General features: G+C 31.6%; 20 protein-coding genes. 8 read left to right on the plus strand and 12 right to left on the minus strand.

Annotated elements, in window-relative coordinates; translation table 11 throughout:
- Positions 1-5: 5 nt before the first annotated feature.
- From FHR24_RS03180 to FHR24_RS03200, 5 genes are read right to left on the minus strand one after another with little or no spacing between them, the layout of a single operon-like run.
- Complete coding sequence (locus tag FHR24_RS03180; RefSeq protein WP_167183765.1) at positions 6-1367, minus strand: DUF58 domain-containing protein; 1362 nt, start codon at positions 1365-1367, stop codon at positions 6-8.
- A gap of 4 nt (positions 1368-1371) precedes the next feature.
- Entirely contained in the window at positions 1372-2346 is a 975-nt protein-coding gene (locus tag FHR24_RS03185; RefSeq protein ID WP_167183768.1) for an AAA family ATPase, read from the minus strand.
- The gene (locus FHR24_RS03190; RefSeq protein WP_167183772.1) at positions 2334-3575 is read right to left on the minus strand and encodes a hypothetical protein; all 1242 of its coding nucleotides are present in this window, start codon (positions 3573-3575) and stop codon (positions 2334-2336) included. Before FHR24_RS03190 ends, FHR24_RS03185 begins: the two co-directional genes overlap by 13 nt.
- On the minus strand, positions 3575-4267 hold the full coding sequence (locus FHR24_RS03195; protein ID WP_167183776.1) for a hypothetical protein: 693 nt from the start codon (positions 4265-4267) through the stop codon (positions 3575-3577). Before FHR24_RS03195 ends, FHR24_RS03190 begins: the two co-directional genes overlap by 1 nt.
- Complete coding sequence (locus tag FHR24_RS03200; RefSeq protein ID WP_167183777.1) at positions 4264-5241, minus strand: stage II sporulation protein M; 978 nt, start codon at positions 5239-5241, stop codon at positions 4264-4266. The genes FHR24_RS03195 and FHR24_RS03200 overlap by 4 nt, the downstream gene beginning before the upstream one ends.
- A 23-nt stretch (positions 5242-5264) precedes the next feature.
- Between FHR24_RS03200 and FHR24_RS03205 the strand changes: the two genes are divergently transcribed.
- Positions 5265-6014 carry an RDD family protein gene (locus FHR24_RS03205; RefSeq protein WP_167183779.1) on the plus strand — a complete coding sequence of 250 codons (750 nt, stop codon included), beginning with the start codon at positions 5265-5267 and terminating at the stop codon, positions 6012-6014.
- A 50-nt stretch (positions 6015-6064) separates the two neighbouring features.
- Here the strand turns inward: FHR24_RS03205 and FHR24_RS03210 are convergent, their stop codons facing one another.
- Positions 6065-6454: a DUF805 domain-containing protein gene (locus FHR24_RS03210; protein WP_167183781.1), complete on the minus strand. Its 390-nt coding sequence runs from the start codon at positions 6452-6454 to the stop codon at positions 6065-6067.
- Between the two features lie 287 nt (positions 6455-6741).
- On the opposite strand from FHR24_RS03210, the gene FHR24_RS03215 reads away from it, so the two are divergent.
- The 7 genes from FHR24_RS03215 (at position 6742) to trpA (ending at position 13490) form a co-directional block, all read left to right on the plus strand.
- Complete coding sequence (locus FHR24_RS03215) at positions 6742-8136, plus strand: anthranilate synthase component I family protein (protein WP_167183783.1); 1395 nt, start codon at positions 6742-6744, stop codon at positions 8134-8136.
- 88 nt (positions 8137-8224) lie between these two features.
- Entirely contained in the window at positions 8225-8812 is a 588-nt protein-coding gene (locus tag FHR24_RS03220; RefSeq protein ID WP_167183785.1) for an anthranilate synthase component II, read from the plus strand.
- A gap of 24 nt (positions 8813-8836) precedes the next feature.
- A complete protein-coding gene (gene trpD, locus FHR24_RS03225) occupies positions 8837-9826 on the plus strand; it encodes an anthranilate phosphoribosyltransferase (protein WP_167183787.1) in 990 nt (329 codons plus the stop codon).
- A 53-nt stretch (positions 9827-9879) separates the two neighbouring features.
- On the plus strand, positions 9880-10662 hold the full coding sequence (gene trpC, locus FHR24_RS03230) for an indole-3-glycerol phosphate synthase TrpC (protein WP_167183789.1): 783 nt from the start codon (positions 9880-9882) through the stop codon (positions 10660-10662).
- A 77-nt stretch (positions 10663-10739) separates the two neighbouring features.
- Positions 10740-11357, plus strand: coding sequence for a phosphoribosylanthranilate isomerase (locus FHR24_RS03235; protein ID WP_449441502.1), 618 nt, complete (start codon positions 10740-10742; stop codon positions 11355-11357).
- A 170-nt stretch (positions 11358-11527) separates the two neighbouring features.
- A complete protein-coding gene (trpB, locus tag FHR24_RS03240; protein ID WP_167183793.1) occupies positions 11528-12733 on the plus strand; it encodes a tryptophan synthase subunit beta in 1206 nt (401 codons plus the stop codon).
- A complete protein-coding gene (gene trpA, locus FHR24_RS03245) occupies positions 12726-13490 on the plus strand; it encodes a tryptophan synthase subunit alpha (protein WP_167183795.1) in 765 nt (254 codons plus the stop codon). The genes trpB and trpA overlap by 8 nt, the downstream gene beginning before the upstream one ends.
- A 74-nt stretch (positions 13491-13564) precedes the next feature.
- Here the strand turns inward: trpA and FHR24_RS03250 are convergent, their stop codons facing one another.
- The 6 genes from FHR24_RS03250 to FHR24_RS03275 form a co-directional block, all read right to left on the minus strand.
- Positions 13565-14191 carry a carbonic anhydrase gene (locus tag FHR24_RS03250; RefSeq protein WP_167183797.1) on the minus strand — a complete coding sequence of 209 codons (627 nt, stop codon included), beginning with the start codon at positions 14189-14191 and terminating at the stop codon, positions 13565-13567.
- A gap of 135 nt (positions 14192-14326) precedes the next feature.
- On the minus strand, positions 14327-14956 hold the full coding sequence (locus FHR24_RS03255; protein WP_167183799.1) for a carbonic anhydrase family protein: 630 nt from the start codon (positions 14954-14956) through the stop codon (positions 14327-14329).
- Positions 14957-15020: 64 nt separating this feature from the next.
- Positions 15021-16538: a SulP family inorganic anion transporter gene (locus tag FHR24_RS03260; RefSeq protein ID WP_167183801.1), complete on the minus strand. Its 1518-nt coding sequence runs from the start codon at positions 16536-16538 to the stop codon at positions 15021-15023.
- A gap of 98 nt (positions 16539-16636) precedes the next feature.
- Positions 16637-16969, minus strand: coding sequence for a hypothetical protein (locus FHR24_RS03265; RefSeq protein ID WP_167183803.1), 333 nt, complete (start codon positions 16967-16969; stop codon positions 16637-16639).
- Between the two features lie 12 nt (positions 16970-16981).
- Entirely contained in the window at positions 16982-18256 is a 1275-nt protein-coding gene (serS, locus tag FHR24_RS03270) for a serine--tRNA ligase (protein WP_167183805.1), read from the minus strand.
- A 63-nt stretch (positions 18257-18319) separates the two neighbouring features.
- Entirely contained in the window at positions 18320-19267 is a 948-nt protein-coding gene (locus FHR24_RS03275) for a bifunctional riboflavin kinase/FAD synthetase (protein WP_167183807.1), read from the minus strand.
- Between the last annotated feature and the right edge of the window lie 94 nt (positions 19268-19361).

The following is a 19361-nucleotide window of genomic DNA, read 5'->3' on the forward strand; positions in this document are numbered from 1 at the left end:
ATATTTTAGATTAATCCTTTAGATTTAATTTCTATATACTTGTTAATAGTGTCTATGGTTAAGTTTTGGGGAGTTGTTAAAATAGAATTCACTCCGTATTTGCTTAGTTCTAAGATCATTAACTCTTTGTCGTAAATAAATTTTTCTGCAACAGTTTTCTGTATCACTTCTTGTTCTGTACTTACTGTTCTATTCGCAAGTTCCATAATTTCTGTGTTTTTAAAGAAAACAACAATTAGTAAGTGAGTTTTATTAATAGCTCTTAAATAATTCATTTGTCTTTCCAACGCATCCATACTATCAAAATTAGTATAGAGTAACAGTAAACTACGTTGTCTTATGTGTTGTTTAACAGCACTGTATAAAACACCAAAATCTGTTTCTTCGTAATTTGTTTTTACATTGTAGAGAGCTTCCAAAATCATACCCAATTGATGATTTCTTCTTTCTGCTGACACATAGTCATTTATGTTTTTAGAAAAAGAAAACAAACCTGCTTTGTCTTGTTTTTGGATCACAACATTGCTAACAATTAACGATGCGTTTATGGCATAATCTAAAAGACTTAATCCGTTAAAAGGCATTTTCATGGTTCTACCTCTGTCTATAAGCATGTATACGTTTTGTGCTTTTTCGTCTACAAACTGATTGACCATTAATTGATTTTTTTTGGCGGTAGCTTTCCAATTAATGTCTTTAATATTGTCTCCTTGTACGTATTCTTTTATTTGTTCAAACTCAAAAGAATTTCCTATTCGTCTTACTTTTTTGACCCCATAGGCAGAAGATAAACTGTTGATGGTTTTTAAATCGAATTGTTTTAGTTTTAAAAAGGAAGGATAAGTCTTGGTTGTTGTTTCTTTTTCTAAAGTATATTTTTTGGTGACTAAGTTTAAGATCGATTTTACAAAAACATGCGTGTTTCCAAAAAGATATTGCCCTCTTTGAGTAGGAACTAAATCGTAGGGAAAGATTTTGGTGCTTTGGCCTTCTATTTTAGCATTGATAGAAAAATTTCTTATTTGAAATTGTGCAGGAATCTCATCAATAATCTGAATAAAAACAGGAATGGTGTACTTGTTTTTTAACTCAATACGAATGATGTTTTTATCTCCGTTAGATAATTTTTCGGGAATTGTTCTAGTAACTTCAATTCCGTATCTGTTTTTAAAAAGAAGAAAAATATCAAAACAAACTACTCCAACAAATACAGCAAGCAGCAATTGACCAAAGAGAAATAGTTCTTTGATAAAAAAGCTAAGCACAAACAAAACCACATGTCCCAACAAAATGTAAAAAAACAAAGGGTTGAGGTAAATGCTTTGGTAAGCTTTTATTAGTTTGTTTATAATAGAGGATTTTGGCATAAAGTTAACTTGGTATTTCGGTAGATTGAATACTATCGTTAATAATTTGTGCAGCCGTAATTCCTTCCATTTCTCGTTCTGGAGTAACAATTACTCTATGTTGTAATACCGGAACTGCCACTTGTTTAATGTCTTCTGGCGTAACAAAATCTCTTCCGTTAATAGCAGCAAATGCTTTAGAGGCTTTTAACAAAGCAATAGAAGCTCTAGGCGATGCTCCCAAATACAAAAAGGAATTGCTACGTGTACTTACCACAATATCTGCAATGTATTGTATTAATTTAGGTTCTACAATTACTTGTTTTGTTAGTTGCTGATACGCGATAATTTGTTCTTTGCTAATGCTTGCGGTCACTGCATCTAACTTAGGTTGTGTGGCTTGATGTTCTCTATTTAGAATTTCAACTTCATCGGTAACGTTAGGATAGTCTACCGTAATTTTAAACAAAAAACGGTCTAATTGAGCCTCTGGTAAACGGTACGTTCCTTCTTGGTCTACAGGGTTTTGAGTGGCTACTACAAAATAAGGAGATTCCAGATCGTATTTAATTCCGTCTATGGTTACCTGTTGTTCTTCCATAACCTCAAACAAAGCAGCCTGTGTTTTTGCGGGAGCTCTGTTAATTTCATCAATTAAAATCAGGTTAGAAAAAATAGGCCCTTTTTTAAATTCAAATTCCGATTTTTTCAAATCAAAAATAGAAGTTCCTAATACATCCGATGGCATTAAATCTGGTGTAAACTGAATTCTTTGATAGCCAATAGCTAAGGTTTTTGCTAATAATTTTGCAGTTATTGTTTTGGCAACCCCAGGCACACCTTCTATAAGTACATGACCTTCACATAATAAAGCGGTTAATAACAAATTAACCATATCTTTTTGTCCCACAATTACTTTAGATATTTCTTGTTTAATGGTGGTTATTCCTTGGTGTAACTCCGTTAAATCTATACGGTTGCTAAATTCTAATTCTTCCATGCGTTTGTCTTTTTATTAAAGTCTTCTATTTCTTTATTTAATTTTTTTAATAAGGTAATAGATGAACTATTTCTTTGTTTAAGTACGTTTATAAAACGAATTAATTCTTTTGTTTTTTGTGCATCATACCCCGATTTTAGACTTAATTGTTTGGCCAGTTTTTCGTTGGTATTGTCTGTGATGATATTGTGTTTTTGACGAATGTTTTTGTAGAAAATATTTATTTTCTGTACAATCATAGGCTGAAAGTTGTCAGCCTCTTCGTAAAGTGTAGCAATGGTTTCTACAAAATCTAAACTGGTATTTCTAACCTTTGGGATTATCGGTATTATTTTTTGTTTTCTCTTGGCATTGATCAGAAGAAATAAAGCAATAGCCACCAAAATTAAAATCCATGCAAAGTATAATTCTTTTTGTTTTTTGATAAAACGCAAAGGACTGTTTGCTAAATCTGGGTCTCCTTTAAAATTGCTTTCAAAATAAATGGTTTGTGTGTTTGTATTTGCTGTTGTAACTTTTTTAGGCAAATAAGATAAAACCTGATTTATATAGTCCGTATTTGGTATTGCAAGCAAATGGTAATTGGTAAAAACATCAGGCTGTGTATAGAGGTAAAAAAATCCTTTTTTATAAGGTATTTCTATAAAGTTGCTAAAAGTATTCACCACACTGTCTTTGGTTGTATAGCTAACTTTTCCTAAAGATTTTACAGGGATACTGTCTTTAAAATAGGTTTGAGAGTATTTAAGTTTTGTAGCTATTTTTAGAGTGTCTGTAGTATTGTTTAGGTATAGTTTTAAATAAGGAGTATTGATGGAGTTTTTAGATTTTTTACTTTTTAAAATACCCAAACTATCCAATAAAGTTTTAGAAAATTCATTGGCACTTACAAAAGCAATATTTCCGTTACCAATAAATTTTAGTAGTTTTTTAGTAGATATTTTGTCCGGAAAAAAGCCCTCATCAATATTAATATAAATATTGTTTTGTTTCTTTTTTGTTAGTGGGTTTTGTTCCGTATACTCATAAAAAGTTTTTTTAATGGTCACTATTTTATGGTTTTTAAAAACAGCAGGTAGTTGTTTGTAAAACACTTCCAAATCAAACGGATTTGAGTTGCTTTCGTTGTACGTTTTCTCCCAAATTATTTTTTTGGGAGTAATACTATCTAGTATAATAACCAAGACTACAAGTACAATTCCTAGAATAATAAATCCTTTTTTCTTCATTATTTTAGTTGATTTAGTAATTGTTGGTAGCTAGATTCAATTTTTTCAAAAGCTTCTTTATCAATCATAAATTCACCATACCAAATATAATTGTAGTAGTAAGAAACACTTTTAAAGTTTTGAAAATAGGGAGTGTTTTCTGTTTCTAATTGGTAATCACTATTGGTTTTAAGGTTGCTTAACTCTATAATTTCTTGTTCTGATAATTTTTGCAATACCCATAAATAATAATACTTAACAGCCAATCTGTAATTATTGTTGTCTACAGATTCTTTGACCAAAAGATTAAAATCAGACAATTCAATTTCTTCTATTTCTGTTTGATAGGTTAGAGAGTTGTTTTTAGATTTTTTAAAAATCCAATTTCCTTCTTTGTAAAAAATCATACGAGCAATTATGTATATAGCTGCAATAATAATAAGTGTGTAAAACACCAATTTAACGTAGTAAAATTCTTTGCTATTAATGCCTAATAAGTTGTAGATACTGTATAAAAATTGAGCTAACCACATTTTTAGTTTTAAAAAAAACGGAGGTTCTTGATCTTGATAAATATAATCTTTAGAAGTAAAAGCTTCTTTGTAGTTGTCTGGAATTTTTCTTTCTACTCTAACAATGGTATCATTTGCTGCTTTCATCACAAAAACACAAACAAATAAAAATAGAGTTGTAATGCGTTGTGTTATTTTCATACTAAAGTAAAATCTGAAGTTACTTTTTTGGCAATTTTAAAAGGATAAATTAAAAAGTAATAAGCAATAATACTTAAGGTTCCTAAAATAATGACCAAAGCTAAAAAGGTGGGCATGCTATTTCCGTATCTAGACACAAAGCCTTCTAAAAAACCAGCAGCAATGGTAAAAGGAAATGTAGCAATCATAATTTTAATTCCGTTTCGCATTCCCTTTTTAAAAGAGTCTACTCTTGTTAAAGTGTTAGGAAATAAAATACTAGCTCCTAAAATTAAACCAACAGCACCTTCTATTACAATAGCAAAAATTTCCATAGCACCGTGAATCCAAATTCCTTTTATACTTTGTAATAAAACACCTTGTTCTGCAAAAAAGTACTGAAAAGCTCCTAGCATAATTCCGTTTTGTAACAATACATAAGCAGTTCCTATGCCTCCAGTAACTCCTAAAACAAATGCTTTTAAACCTACATATAAATTATTAAATGTAATTCCTATAAAACTTCCCCAGTTAGATCCCGATTTGTAAACAGCTGTAGGGTTTCCGTTTTTAATGTTTTCTAAAGTTTCGTTTACATACCCATCAGATAATATCAAACGTACAAAACTGTCATCGTAAATTGCAGAAATAAGCCCAATGGCTACAGACAAACCAAAAATAACAAACGAATAGTAAATGTATTTTTTATAACTGTAAAGTAATAAGGGAACATCAATCATAAAAAAGTGCAACAATCTGTTTTTATCTTCCTTTTTAGATTTGTATATTTTCTGAAAAGCTAAAATGGTTAAATGATTTAGATAGACTACTAATTTGCTTTTTTTGTAGTAGGTTTGAGCAAAAGCTAAATCGTTAATTAGATGCAAATAAAGTTTAGACAGTTCCTCTGGATGTGCAATGTTTTTTTCGTTGATTGCACTTTCAAAACGCAACCATTTTTCTTTATTTTGTTTAATAAATGCAATCTCTCTCATAGGGTATCAAATTACTAGATTTAATGGCAGAAATACAAATTACAACTACCCAAAATGTAAACTTAGATTTTAAAACGGCTGAGTTAAATCACAGGATTTTCGCTTGGTTTATAGATGTGATGATAAAATCTGCCTACATAGCAGTCTTGGCTTATATTTTATTTGGAATTTTAAAGCTAGGAAAATATATAAACTCACCAGATTATTGGTCGGTAATGGCGGTAGGAATTGTCTTTTTAATTCCTGTTATTTTTTACACACTAGCTCTAGAAACCTTATTAAATGGACAGACTATAGGTAAAAAAATTCTAAAGATTAAAGTTTTAAAAATAGATGGTTACCAAACTGGCTTTATAGATTTTTTTATAAGATGGGTAATGCGTATTGTAGATGTAAATATGTTTTCGGGTTTTTTAGCGTTAATTCTTATAGGAAGTACTAAAAAATCTCAACGTTTAGGAGGAATAGCCTCTGGAACCGCGGTAGTGAGTCTTAGGAATAAGATAGATATAAGTCACACTATTGTAGAAGAAAACATTCAAACAAATTATCAACCTACCTATTCTTCGGTTGTTAAATTATCAGACAATGATGTAAGAATTATTAAAGAACATTACCTAAGAGCCAAAGCTAAAAACGACCAAGAAATATTGTTAAAGCTTAAGGAAAAAATAATAGGAGTTACCAATCAACAACCCGTAGATAACCAAACTAGTATAGAATTTATAGATATAGTTATTAAAGATTATAACTACTACACACAAAACATGTAAATAAAAAAGCCTTTTTATTGTTTTATAAAGAGGCTTTTTTTAGGAGTTTTTTATACTTGTGCCACTCCAATATCGTCCAATTCATCGGTAGGGTTTTTAGGATCTACACCATATTGGTTAGGACCTTTGTCTCCTTCTTTGGCAAGTACTACAATAAGCCATATCATCCCAACTAAAGGGATCAATGCAATAAACATAAACCATCCACTTTTGTTAACATCATGTAGTCTTCTAATACTAACACCAATACCAGGTAATAATACAGCTAGTCCGTACATAGTAGCAATATACCCTATAATGCTATTTCCTGTAGTTAAAGCGATTCCTTGTAGTCCCCAACTAATAAGTATGTTAAATAAAAAGAACATCCAGTATTCTTTTCTTCTTGCTCTTCCATTAAAATCAGCGTACTGTTTTAAAACTTTTAAGTACCAATCCATTATTTATATCGTTTAAATTTATTGTGAAATTAGTAAAAAGCATCAAATATTAAGACTGTGATTTTTTGCAAGTACTCTTATATTTTTAAGAGATAAGAAATAGAATCTAAATTATTTGCAAATTCAAAAATCTATGCTAAATTTGTCTCAATGAAATTAGATATAAAAAATACTTGGTGGTGGCACTCTCTTAATTAATTAAGCGTGAGTATTATTGTGTATTTTTAATAAAATAAATATATAAAGGCTTATCTCACGATAAGCCTTTTTTTATAGCGTATAAACCTATGAACAAATTACAATTTAAGACAGTTATTAAGCAGCAGATGGCCGATACGGTTACTCCTGTTGGATTATACTTAAGATTTAGAGATCGTTTTGCAAACACCGTTTTGTTAGAAGGGTCAGATTATCATTCTAAAGAAGACAGTTACACATTTATAGGTGTAGATCCTTTGGTTCATATAAAAGCAGAAAACGATTCTTTAAGTTTAATTTATAGAGATGAGGTGTTAAGCAATGCTCCATTACAAAGAAACTTTCACGAGGTTTTTCAATATTATTCTGATTTAATTCAGACAGATTCTCCAGACCAATACAAAGCCTTTAACGGATTGTATGGATATACCACCTACGATGCTGTTCAGTATTTTGAAAATATCAAATTACAAGCTAAGCAAGCAGAATCTGCCATTCCTTTTTTACATTATAGTTTTTTTAGATACGTAATTGCTATCAATCATTTTAACGATGAAATGATTATTATAGAAAACGTGCCAGAGGGTGAAGAATCTAATATTGATGAGGTTGTTAGTATTGTAAACAATCCAACCTATCAAACACAAAGTTTTTCTTACGATGAAACTAGCGAAACATCTAGTTGTACAGATGAAGAGTTTAAAGAATACGTAAGAAAAGGAAAAGCGCACTGTAAACGTGGAGATGTTTTTCAGATAGTATTGTCTAGACAGTTTCAGCAAAAATACAAAGGAGATGATTTTAACTTGTACAGAGCATTACGCTCTATCAATCCATCCCCATATTTGTTTTATTTTGATTATGGTAGTTTCCGTTTGATGGGATCGTCACCAGAAGCACAAATTAAAGTACAAAAAGGAGTTGCAACAATCAACCCAATTGCAGGAACATTTAGAAGAACGGGAAATGCAAAAGAAGATCATTTATTAGGAGAACAATTATCTAATGATAAAAAAGAAACAGCAGAACATGTAATGTTGGTAGACTTAGCTCGTAACGATTTAAGTAAACATGCCGATAACGTGACTGTAGAGGTTTTTAAAGAAGTGCAATATTTTAGTCATGTAATTCACTTAGTATCTACTGTTGAAGGAAATATTAAAGGAAATCCATTAAAAATTGTAGGAGATACATTTCCCGCAGGAACTTTAAGTGGTGCTCCAAAGTACAAAGCCATGCAGCTAATAGATACTTATGAAGCTCAAAGCAGAGGTTTTTATGGTGGAGCAGTAGGTGTAATTGGTTTAACAGGAGAAGTAAATTTAGCCATTGCCATTCGTTCTTTTGTTAGTAAAAGCAATACGTTGTACTACCAAGCAGGTGCTGGTATTGTAATGGAATCTACAGAAGAAGGAGAGTTACAAGAAGTGAACAACAAATTAGCAGCATTAAAGAAAGCTTTGGTGTTGGCAGAAAAAATATAAATTAGTAATGAGTAGATAGTACAAAGTACAAAATTAGCGTAGCTACTGTACTTAATGCTTAATACTCAGTACTCAGTACTATACAAATATGAAAATATTAATATTAGATAATTACGATTCTTTTACCTACAACTTAGTGCATATGGTAGAAGAAATTACAGGAGAGACACCAGATGTTTTTAGAAACGATGAAATTCCTTTAGAGGTTGTTGGAGAGTACGATATTATTATGTTATCTCCAGGGCCAGGAGTTCCTGATGAAGCAGGAATTTTAAAAGAAGTAATTGCTGAGTATGCGGGTAAAAAACCAATTTTTGGAGTTTGTTTAGGCTTACAGGCAATTACCGAAGTATTTGGAGGTAAAATTATCAACATGGATAACGTGTTTCATGGAGTAGCTACCGAAATGAAAGTAATTGATGAAAATGCATTAATTTTTAAGCAATTGCCACAGTTTTTCTCAGCAGCCAGATATCATTCTTGGATTGCTGATCCTGCTACAATGCCTAGCGATTTAAAAGTAACCTGTGTAGATGAAGACGGTGGAGTAATGGCTATAGAACACAAAAAATTTAACATTACAGCTGTACAATTTCATCCAGAATCTATATTAACACCCGATGGTGAAATTATGGTTCGTGAATTTATAGAGAATGCAAAAAAGAACTTATCATAGTTTATAAAAGCTTAAAATAACAAGATGAAGAAAATATTAGCAAGATTATTTGAATTCGAAAAATTAAATCAACAAGAAGCAAAAGACATTTTAATTAGAATAGCGAATAAAGAATTTAACAATTCTCAAATAGCTTCTTTTTTAACCGTGTTTTTAATGCGACCTATTACTGTTGATGAATTGACAGGGTTTAGAGAAGCCTTGTTAGAATTGGCTCTAAAAGTAGATTTGTCAGAATTTAATACCATCGATTTGTGTGGAACGGGAGGAGACGGAAAAAACACGTTTAATATTTCTACATTAACTTCTTTTATAGTAGCAGGTACAGGTAATAAAGTTGCCAAACATGGGAATTACGGAGTGTCTTCAGCCTCCGGATCTTCAAATATGTTAGAGCATTTGGGGTATCAATTTACGAATAATGAGAGTGTTTTAAAAAATCAGTTAGACAAAGCTAATATTTGTTTTTTACATGCTCCTTTATTTCATCCTGCCATGGCTGCTGTTGGGCCAGTAAGAAAAGAAATGGGGGTAAAAACATTTTTTAACATACTAGGGCCTTTGGTAAACCCAAGTATGCCACAAAACCAATTGGTAGGTGTTTTTAATTTACAAGTAGGTAGACTTTATAAAAATATTTTAAGCAAAACATCAGAAAATTTTGCAGTAGTACATGCCTTAGATGGTTATGATGAAATATCATTAACAGGGCCTTTTAAAATTTATACCAAAGAAAATGAGGAGATTTTAAAACCAGCAGATTTTCATCTAGAACAAATTCAACAATCTGATATTTACGGTGGAAATTCAGTGCCAGAAGCGGCAGAGATTTTTATCAATATTTTAGATGGAAAAGGTACAGAAGCACAGAATAATGTGGTTTTAACCAATACCGCATTTGCGCTAAGAACTTTTGATCCTGCTAAATCTTTTAAAGAAGCTTTTGCACAAGCTCAAGATAGTTTAATGGGAGGTAAGGCAAAAGAAAGTTTAAAAACATTGATAGAATTATAATATAAATGTCAAAAGGCTAAAAGCAAATTGCCAAAGCCAAAAGCAAGAATAAAATGACCATATTAGAGAAAATAGTAGCCTACAAAAAGAAAGAAGTAGCAAAGATTAAAGCAGAGGTTGAGGTAAAGAAATTGGTAGAAAGTCCAAACTTTAAAAGAACACCTCTTTCTTTAAAAAAATCATTGTTAGAAATTGGATCTACAGGAATAATTGCAGAGTTTAAAAGACAATCTCCTTCTAAAGGAATTATAAACGATAAAGCAGATATTTTAGACGTAACCAACGGATATTTGGATGCCAATGTTGCTGCACAATCTATTTTAACAGATACACACTTTTTTGGGGGTACTATGGTAGATTTAATGAAAGCACGTAGCATAAACGAGGTAAAGCCAATTCTTAGAAAAGATTTTATTGTAGATGCTTTTCAAATTGTAGAAGCAAAAGCCATTGGAGCAGACGTTATTTTATTAATAGCTGCTTGTTTAACCAAAGAAGAATTAAAAAATTACGGTCAGTTAGCTACAGATTTGGGAATGGATGTATTGTATGAGATTCACACCCAAGAGGAGTTAGATAAAATTGATGCGAACGATAAAATCATTGGAATTAACAACAGAAACTTAAATACGTTTAAGGTAGATTTAGAGCACTCTATAGAGTTGGCTTCTAAAATTCCAGATACTTGTATCAAAGTTTCAGAAAGCGGAATTAGCGATCCTAAAATTATTATGGGATTAAAACAATATGGTTTTCAAGGGTTTTTAATTGGAGAAAACTTTATGAAAACAGACAATCCTGGTCAAGCTTGTAAAGAGTTTATTGGGCAAATGTAAATTTTAGTACAAAGTATAAGAATAGCGTGTCTACAGTGCTTACAACTTAATACTCTGTGTTTATTACTAGAAAAAGAATGAAAATCAAAGTTTGTGGAATGAAAATCGAGGAAAATATAAAAGCTGTAGCTGGATTACAACCAGACTATATGGGTTTTATATTTTATCCAAAATCGCCTAGAAATTTTAAAGGGGAGATTCCTGAGATTGATGAAAATATCAAAAAAACAGGAGTATTTGTAAATGCCTCTATTGATTTTATTTTAGAAAAAGTAAAAGAACATAGTTTTAAAGCCGTTCAGTTACATGGATCAGAGTCTGTAGCCTATTGTCAAGAATTAATAAGTCATGATTTAGATATTGAGTTATTTAAAGTCTTTTCAATTAAAGACGAATTTGATTTTTCTGTGCTAAAAAATTACGAACCTTTTGTAAATTACTTCTTGTTTGATACCAAGGGGAAAGATAAGGGAGGAAACGGTTATACGTTTGATTGGTCTGTACTAAAACAATATCCATCAACCAAACCATTTATTTTAAGTGGGGGTATTGGTGTTGATGAAATAGAAAAAGTAAAAGAAATTTTAAAAACAGATTTGCCTATTTATGCACTAGATATTAATAGCAAATTTGAAATTGAACCCGGTTTAAAAGACGTAGAGTTGTTGCAACAGTTTTTTAAGGAAATACACTAGGTTGTCGCATTTTAACTCCGCTTGATGACTAAGGGTAGCTTGAGAAATTAAGTGTTTGAGCGAGCTTGAGAACAAATGTAGATAGAAAATAAAAAAGATAGATTCGTTTTTTCGTGTCATGTTTAAATTGACAAACATTTACACGTATTAACAAATAAACATAAAATAAAATGTCAGAATTTCAAGTAGATAAAAACGGATATTACGGACAGTTTGGAGGGGCTTATATTCCTGAATTGTTATATCCTAATGTAAAAGAATTAGAAGATAATTATTTAGATATTATCAATTCTGATGCTTTTCAAAAAGAGTATTTGTATTTGTTAAAACAATATGTGGGGAGGCCTACACCGTTGTATTATGCTCCCAATTTATCAACTAAATATGGAGCTCACATTTATTTAAAAAGAGAAGATTTAAATCATACAGGAGCGCACAAGGTAAACAATACTATTGGCCAGATTTTAATAGCCAAACACTTAGGTAAAAAAAGAATTATAGCAGAAACAGGAGCGGGTCAACACGGTGTGGCTACGGCAACAGTTTGTGCGTTAATGAATTTGGAGTGTATTGTGTTTATGGGAGAGGTAGACATCAAACGTCAGGCTCCAAACGTAGCACGTATGAAAATGTTAGGAGCAAAAGTTGTGCCTGCAACTAGTGGTTCTAAAACGTTAAAAGATGCAACCAATGAAGCGATTCGTGATTGGATTCAGCATCCAGAAGAAACTTACTATTTAATAGGATCTGTGGTGGGGCCACATCCATATCCAGATATGGTAGCACGTTTACAAGCTATTATATCCGAAGAAATAAAATGGCAGTTAAAAGAGCAAACAGGAAAAGAAAACCCAGATACCATTATTGCATGTGTTGGAGGAGGCTCTAATGCTGCAGGAGCGTTTTATCATTATATGGATGATAAAGATGTTGATTTAGTAGCGGTAGAAGCTGCAGGTTTAGGGGTGAATTCAGGCGAAAGTGCAGCTACTTCTCAATTAGGTCAAGTAGGGGTTATTCATGGTTCTAAAACCATTTTAATGCAAGATGAGTACGGGCAAATAGTAGAGCCTTATTCAATTTCTGCGGGGTTAGATTATCCTGGAGTTGGACCTTTACATGCACATTTGTTTCAATCAAAAAGAGGAACTTTTTTAAATGCAACAGATCAAGAAGCGTTAGATGCTGCTTTTGAGTTGACAAAACTAGAAGGAATTATTCCAGCTTTAGAAACTTCACATGCACTGGCAGTTTTAGGAAAAATGAAATTAGATAAAGATCAAGTTGTTGTTATCAATTTATCGGGTAGAGGAGACAAAGATTTAGAAACATATATTACTGAATTGGATAAAAGAGAAGCTAGAGGAAATGAGTAAATTAACTAAACTATTCAAAGAGAAACCAAACAGATTGTGTTCTGTTTATTTTACATCAGGATATCCACAATTGAATGATACAGTAACTGTAATTAAAGGATTAGAGGCTGCCGGAGTAGATTTTCTAGAAGTAGGCTTGCCATATTCAGATCCTATGGCTGATGGTCCTACGATTCAGGAAAGCAGTTCTATTGCTTTAAAAAACGGAATCAATTTAGATGTTATTTTTAATCAATTAGAAACAATTAAAGAGGACGTAAATATTCCATTAATTGCCATGGGATATTTTAATCAAGTGGTTCGTTATGGAGCAGAAAGATTTTGTGAAAAATGTCAATTAGTAGGTATAGAAACGTTGGTTTTACCAGATATGCCTATGATTGAGTATGAAACTACCTACAAAGCATTGTTTGCTAAATACGGATTGTCTAACGTGTTTTTAATTACTCCACAAACATCTGAAGAGCGTATTAAAAAGATTGATGACATGACAGATGCTTTTATTTATGTAGTGGCATCATCATCTATTACAGGGGCAAAGGGTAGTATTTCTACAGCTCAAATAGATTATTTTAATAGAATTAAGTCGTACAATTTAAAAAGTACCTTAATTGCAGGTTTTGGTATTTCTAGCAGAGAAACATTTGATACGGTTTGCGAACATGTAAACGGAGCTATTATAGGTTCTGCATTTGTAAAACATGTAGGTGTTAATGGAGTTGATGAAATTGATGCTTTTGTAAAAGCTATTATCTAAAATGGATTAGATTAAACCATACAGAATAAACGTAAAACAAAACCCCAAGGAATATTTTTCTTGGGGTTTGTTTTTTAATCTAAATGATAGATTTGCATAATATCTTCTAGGTATTTTTCAAAATCTATTTTTAAATCGATTAGTTTTCCTGTATGAATATTAAAAACCCAACCATGTACTATTAAACCTCTGTCTCTAAATGCTTTTTGTACGGCAGCCGTTTTTATTAAATTAACACATTGTTCTTTAACATTTAATTCAACAAGTCTATTGTATCTTTTTTCTTCAGATTCTATAGCGTTAAGCTCTTTTGAGTGAATTCTATACACATCTCTAATGTTTCTTAACCAGGGATTTAAAATTCCTAAGTCGGAAGATTGCATTGCCGCTTTTACCCCTCCGCAACCATAATGTCCGCACACAACAACGTGCTTAACTTTAAGATGGTCTACGGCATAATTAATTACAGACATTGCATTTAAATCAATACTAATAACCATGTTGGCAATGTTTCTATGTACAAAAACTTCTCCAGGTTTAGCACCCATTAATTCTTCTGCGGTAGCACGACTGTCTGAGCAGCCTATGTATAAGAATTCTGGCGATTGACCCTTTGCTAATTTTTTAAAATAGTCTTTGTCAATAGATAATTTTTCTTGTATCCATTTTTCGTTATTATCAAATACTTTATGTAAATCCATGTTTGTTAACTTTTAGAGCTGTTTTAGTCAGGTTTAAATATGATAGAATTGAGTCTGATTAGCAATTGTAAGATAGTTATTATCATAAAAAAAAGAGGCCATTTGGCCTCTTTTTAAAACTCTTTAATTTGATACTTAATCTAAAAATGACACAGAGCCATCACTAACGTTGTACATCGCTCCAACAATCATAATTTCTCCTGCTTGCTCCATTGCAGACAGTACATCACTTTCGTTTCTAATTCTTTCAATAGTAAGTTCTACGTTTTTAGCAGAAACATTGTCTACAAATTCTAAATTTGAAGATTTTCTTAAGCTATCTTCTTTAGGTTCTGTTACTGAGTTTACAGCAGGTTTAATGTTGTTAAGCATTGCTGTTAGGTTTCCTAATTTAGCATTGTCACAAGCTCCTTTAATGGCTCCGCAACTTGTGTGACCTAGAACAACAACTAGTTTTGTTCCTGCTAATTTACACGCAAACTCCATAGAACCTAAAATGTCTTGGTTTACAAAGTTACCAGCAATTCTTATGCTAAAAATATCTCCTAATCCTTGGTCAAATACCAATTCTGCAGAAACTCTAGAATCTATACAGCTTAAGATGGTTGCAAAAGGAAATTGCCCTTCGCTAGTATCGTTAACTTGTTCTAGTAAGTTTCTGTGCGCTTTTAAATTATCTTGAAATCTTTGGTTTCCCTCTTGTAAAAATTGTAATGACTTTTCTGGAGTCATTGTAGACTGTGTTTCTTTTGTATGTGCTTTCATTTTTTATATTTTATATTGTTAGTGCTATAAATACGTATACTTATATACTATCATTGTTTTTTAATTACGATTTTATAACAGTTAAATGTGGTAGAGGTTTATCGTGCTTATGCAGGTTTGTATCTAAATCTATTAACGTTAATTCTATTTCTTTATTTGCTGCTTTAATGGCAAAATCTTGAATGATTTCAATAATATCCAAATGTATAAATTGTGTTTTAGTTGCATTGATGGTTACCTTACTTTTTTGAGGGATTTTGTCTAATACTTTTAAAACAGAAGCTTTGTTTAAAAAAGTAACATCTTCAGATAATTCAATATTATAAGATCCAGTATCTCCGTCTTTAGAGTGCTCCAAGAAATAGGGGATTTTGTAATTATTTCTTAAAATAATAAAAATAGCCACGGCAATACCTAAACCAATACCCATTAATAAATCGGTAGCTACAATACCCACAATAGTTACTACAAAGGGAATAAATTGATCTAATCCTTCTTGATACATTTTTTTAAAGGTAGAAGGGTTTGCTAATTTGTAACCTACAATTAATAGAATAGCGGCTAATGTTGCTAATGGAATTTTGTTAAGTAACGTAGGGATTAATAAAATACTAATAAGCAATAACAGTCCATGGAATATAGTCGCTGTTTTTGTTTGTCCACCTGCCTGTTGATTGGCAGAACTACGTACAATAACTTGTGTTACTGGCAAACCACCAATAAGACCTGCACACATATTTCCAACACCTTGTGCGATTAATTCTTTATTAGTAGATGTAGTTCTTTTCTTCGGGTCTTGCTTGTCTGATGCTTCTACACAAAGCAAAGTTTCTAAACTAGCTACAACAGCAATTACAATTGCTGTTTTGTAGACAGCAGCTGAGGTTAATCCTTTGGCAAAATCAGGAAAGGTAAAGTTGTTGAAAAATTCCTGAGGACTAGTTGCTACTGGAATTTTAACTAAAAAATCTGAACTAATAGGGAATACAAAAATTTGTAATAATATACCAACTGTAACCGCTAACAATGCACCAGGAATAATAGCCAAAAAGCTAATTTTTTGAATAAATTTTGTTTGCCAAATCAATAAAATAGCTAAAGAAATTGCGGTAATAATGGCTACGTTAAAGGTAATTCCTGTTTTAATAGCTTCAAAATTAGCAGCACCTAAAGCGTTAGGTATTTGTTTATAAAAAATTAAAATACCAATACCTGCTAACATTCCTTTAATTACTGATGAAGGAAAGTAATAGGCAATAATACCAGCTTTTAAAACTCCCATAAGTAATTGTAGCAATCCCGCCAAAATTACACTAACTAAAAATATTTCAAAACCACCAAGATCTGTTATTGCATTTAAAACAATAACGGCCAGTCCTGCTGCGGGTCCACTTACTCCTAAAGCAGAGTTACTAAGAGAACCTACAACAACACCTCCAATAATTCCACTAATAATTCCAGAGTATAAAGGAGCACCAGATGCTAAAGCAATTCCTAAACATAAAGGAAGTGCTACTAAAAAAACTACAATACTTGCAGGAAAATCTTTAGATAGATTTTTTTTAAAACTTGATAAATTCATATAGTTTCATTTAAAAATGGATAATAAATATACTGCCTAGTTTACATGTGTAATTAGACAATATAATAGTAACAACACTTAGACTGTTACTATGTTAATTAAACTAAAAATGAAAGATCGGGTGGTGGAGTATGAACCTTTAAGTAAGGTAGCGTAATTTTTAATGGAGAGTAAAAAATACAACTTAAACGAATAGAGTTGTAGTTCTCTTCTGACGAATCTTGAAAAGAGCTATATTTAGTATATACTTCTTTTCCTGCTTTAGATTCTTTTTCGTGAGATTCTTCTTCTAAAAGTTGTTGTGATGTTGTTTTTTTAGCCATGTCAATAGAATCAATGGCAGCTTTTAAAGAAGGAGCAAACACAACAGAAAAAACCATGCATAGCATTACCATGATGTTTAATAAGTTGTATTTCTGCTGTGTTTGCATTCTTTGTAAATATTAATTTATAAAATCAAATCCTGTATAAGGTACTAAAACTTCAGGTATTTTAATTCCGTCAGCCGTTTGATAGTTTTCTAAAATAGCAGCCAATACTCTTGGTAAAGCCAGGGAACTACCGTTCAAAGTATGTGCCAATGTGCTTTTACCCTCTGCGTTTTTATATCTTAGTTTTAAACGATTTGCTTGAAAAGTTTCAAAGTTAGATACAGAGCTGATTTCTAGCCATCTGTCTTGTCCTGCAGAAAATACTTCAAAGTCATACGTTAAGCTAGATGTAAAGCCTAAATCTCCTCCGCATAAATTTAAAATACGATAAGGTAACTCTAATTCGGCTAAAATCACTTTAATATGATCGACCATACCATCCAAAGCAGTAGCAGAACGGTCTGGGTGTTCTATTCTAATAATTTCTACTTTGTCAAACTGATGTAGTCTGTTTAAACCACGTACATGTGCTCCGTAAGAACCAGCTTCACGTCTAAAACATGGAGTGTAACCTGTTAAACAAATAGGAAAATCCTCTTCTTTTAAAAGTTCATCTCTAAAAATATTAGTCATTGGTACTTCTCCTGTAGGGATCAAGTATAAATCATCTATAGTAGAGTGATACATTTGTCCCTCTTTGTCGGGTAATTGACCTGTTCCCATTCCAGAAGCCTCATTTACCAAATGTGGTACTTGAGTTTCTTCGTAACCTGCAGCAGTATTTTTATCTAAAAAATAATTGATTAAAGCACGTTGCAAACGAGCACCCTTACCACGGTATACAGGAAAACCAGCTCCTGTAATTTTATTACCCAATTCAAAATCAATTAAATTGTATTTTTTAGCCAATTCCCAGTGTGGCAATTTGTTTTCGTTTAAAGTAGGAATGGTACCTTCTTCAAATATAGTTTCATTATCGTCTTCAGAACTTCCTGAAGGAACTATTTGATTCGGGATATTTGGGATGCTATATAGTAAATTTAATAAATTGCTTTCTGCAGTATTAAATTGTTCTTGTAATTCTTTGGATTCTGTTTTTAATTTTCCAGATTTCTCTTTTAATAAATTGGCTTTTTGAGTTTCTCCAGACTTATAAAGCATTCCAATTTCTTTATTTAAATTGTTGGAGGTTGCTAAAATGGTATCTAACTGAACTTGAACACTTCTTTTTAATTCGTCTGTAGCTAAAACATCATTAATAATAGCTTCTGCGTTTTTAAAGTTACGTTTAGCCAAACCAACTAATACGCTTTCTTTGTTTTCTCTAATAAAAGGGACTTGTAACATACCTGTGAAATTATTTGCGACAAAGTTAAACTTTCCGTTGAAACACAGAAATAATCTTAGTGTTTAAGATGTTTTGTTTTTTAACATTGATTGAATGTAGATTAGGCTGTTTTTTTTGTCTACAGCAAGTTGATTTTTAAGGTTTTGGATGGAGTGAAATTTTTCTTCATCTCTTAAAAAATGTAAAAATTCTATTCTAATGTCTTCTCCATATATATTAAAGTCAAAATTAAAAAGATGTGCTTCTATCGTTTTGTCTTTTCCGTTAACAGTAGGTCTATTGCCTATGTTTAACATTCCGTAATACAATTCATCTTTGTGAATGGCCTTAATTACATAAACCCCGTTTTTGGGAGTCAATTTGTAGGTTTCCGAAATTTCTATATTGGCGGTTGGGTAGCCTATCGTGTTTCCTAATTGTTGACCTTTTACAACAATACCGTTCACAAAAAAAGGTTTGGTTAGGTATTGGTTTGCAATTTCTATTTCTCCTGTTTGTAACGCTGTTCTAATTTTGGTAGAACTAACTGCGGTGTTGTTAATGTCTTGAGCCTTGATTTCTTTAATTTTAAAATCAAAAGTATGACTGTAGTCTGTTAGTTGGTCAAAATCCCCTTCTCTGTTTTTTCCAAATCTATGATCATAACCAATAACTAATTCTTTAACATTTAATTTGGTCACTAAAACATCTCTAACAAAATCAAAAGCTGTAAGGTTAGAAAAATCTCTATCAAAAGGCTGAATAACTAAATAGTCTAGGTCTGTGTTAGATAAAATAGCAATGCGTTCATCAATAGTGTTAATTAATCGAATAGAATTATCCGATTGCACCACCATTCTTGGATGAGGAAAAAAAGTAAGTAATACAGACTTTAGACCTTTTGATTTGGCAGCTTTAAATAGTTGATCTAAAATTTTTCTATGACCAACATGTACTCCATCAAAAGTCCCAATAGTAACAACTGTAGCTGTGTTTTCAGGAAAATTATTATAGTTGTGAATTACTTCCAATTGCTATGTATTTATTCACAAAAATAGGAATAGTATTTTTAAATAATTTGATGACAGCACAGAAATAATTAAGGAATTATATAAAAAACAAAAC

The organism is Wenyingzhuangia heitensis, assembly GCF_011762155.1.
Classification (GTDB): Bacteria; Bacteroidota; Bacteroidia; order Flavobacteriales; family Flavobacteriaceae; genus Wenyingzhuangia; species Wenyingzhuangia heitensis.

What these genes read in the sequence shown, in the direction of transcription:
- FHR24_RS03180 (WP_167183765.1), bottom strand. Translation starts at nt 1,367, where the DNA reads ATGCCAAAATCCTCTATTATAAACAAACTAATAAAAGCTTACCAAAGC.
- FHR24_RS03185 (WP_167183768.1), bottom strand. Translation starts at nt 2,346, where the DNA reads ATGGAAGAATTAGAATTTAGCAACCGTATAGATTTAACGGAGTTACAC.
- FHR24_RS03190 (WP_167183772.1), bottom strand. Translation starts at nt 3,575, where the DNA reads ATGAAGAAAAAAGGATTTATTATTCTAGGAATTGTACTTGTAGTCTTG.
- FHR24_RS03195 (WP_167183776.1), bottom strand. Translation starts at nt 4,267, where the DNA reads ATGAAAATAACACAACGCATTACAACTCTATTTTTATTTGTTTGTGTT.
- FHR24_RS03200 (WP_167183777.1), bottom strand. Translation starts at nt 5,241, where the DNA reads ATGAGAGAGATTGCATTTATTAAACAAAATAAAGAAAAATGGTTGCGT.
- FHR24_RS03205 (WP_167183779.1), top strand. Translation starts at nt 5,265, where the DNA reads ATGGCAGAAATACAAATTACAACTACCCAAAATGTAAACTTAGATTTT.
- FHR24_RS03210 (WP_167183781.1), bottom strand. Translation starts at nt 6,454, where the DNA reads ATGGATTGGTACTTAAAAGTTTTAAAACAGTACGCTGATTTTAATGGA.
- FHR24_RS03215 (WP_167183783.1), top strand. Translation starts at nt 6,742, where the DNA reads ATGAACAAATTACAATTTAAGACAGTTATTAAGCAGCAGATGGCCGAT.
- FHR24_RS03220 (WP_167183785.1), top strand. Translation starts at nt 8,225, where the DNA reads ATGAAAATATTAATATTAGATAATTACGATTCTTTTACCTACAACTTA.
- trpD (WP_167183787.1), top strand. Translation starts at nt 8,837, where the DNA reads ATGAAGAAAATATTAGCAAGATTATTTGAATTCGAAAAATTAAATCAA.
- trpC (WP_167183789.1), top strand. Translation starts at nt 9,880, where the DNA reads ATGACCATATTAGAGAAAATAGTAGCCTACAAAAAGAAAGAAGTAGCA.
- FHR24_RS03235 (WP_449441502.1), top strand. Translation starts at nt 10,740, where the DNA reads ATGAAAATCAAAGTTTGTGGAATGAAAATCGAGGAAAATATAAAAGCT.
- trpB (WP_167183793.1), top strand. Translation starts at nt 11,528, where the DNA reads ATGTCAGAATTTCAAGTAGATAAAAACGGATATTACGGACAGTTTGGA.
- trpA (WP_167183795.1), top strand. Translation starts at nt 12,726, where the DNA reads ATGAGTAAATTAACTAAACTATTCAAAGAGAAACCAAACAGATTGTGT.
- FHR24_RS03250 (WP_167183797.1), bottom strand. Translation starts at nt 14,191, where the DNA reads ATGGATTTACATAAAGTATTTGATAATAACGAAAAATGGATACAAGAA.
- FHR24_RS03255 (WP_167183799.1), bottom strand. Translation starts at nt 14,956, where the DNA reads ATGAAAGCACATACAAAAGAAACACAGTCTACAATGACTCCAGAAAAG.
- FHR24_RS03260 (WP_167183801.1), bottom strand. Translation starts at nt 16,538, where the DNA reads ATGAATTTATCAAGTTTTAAAAAAAATCTATCTAAAGATTTTCCTGCA.
- FHR24_RS03265 (WP_167183803.1), bottom strand. Translation starts at nt 16,969, where the DNA reads ATGCAAACACAGCAGAAATACAACTTATTAAACATCATGGTAATGCTA.
- serS (WP_167183805.1), bottom strand. Translation starts at nt 18,256, where the DNA reads ATGTTACAAGTCCCTTTTATTAGAGAAAACAAAGAAAGCGTATTAGTT.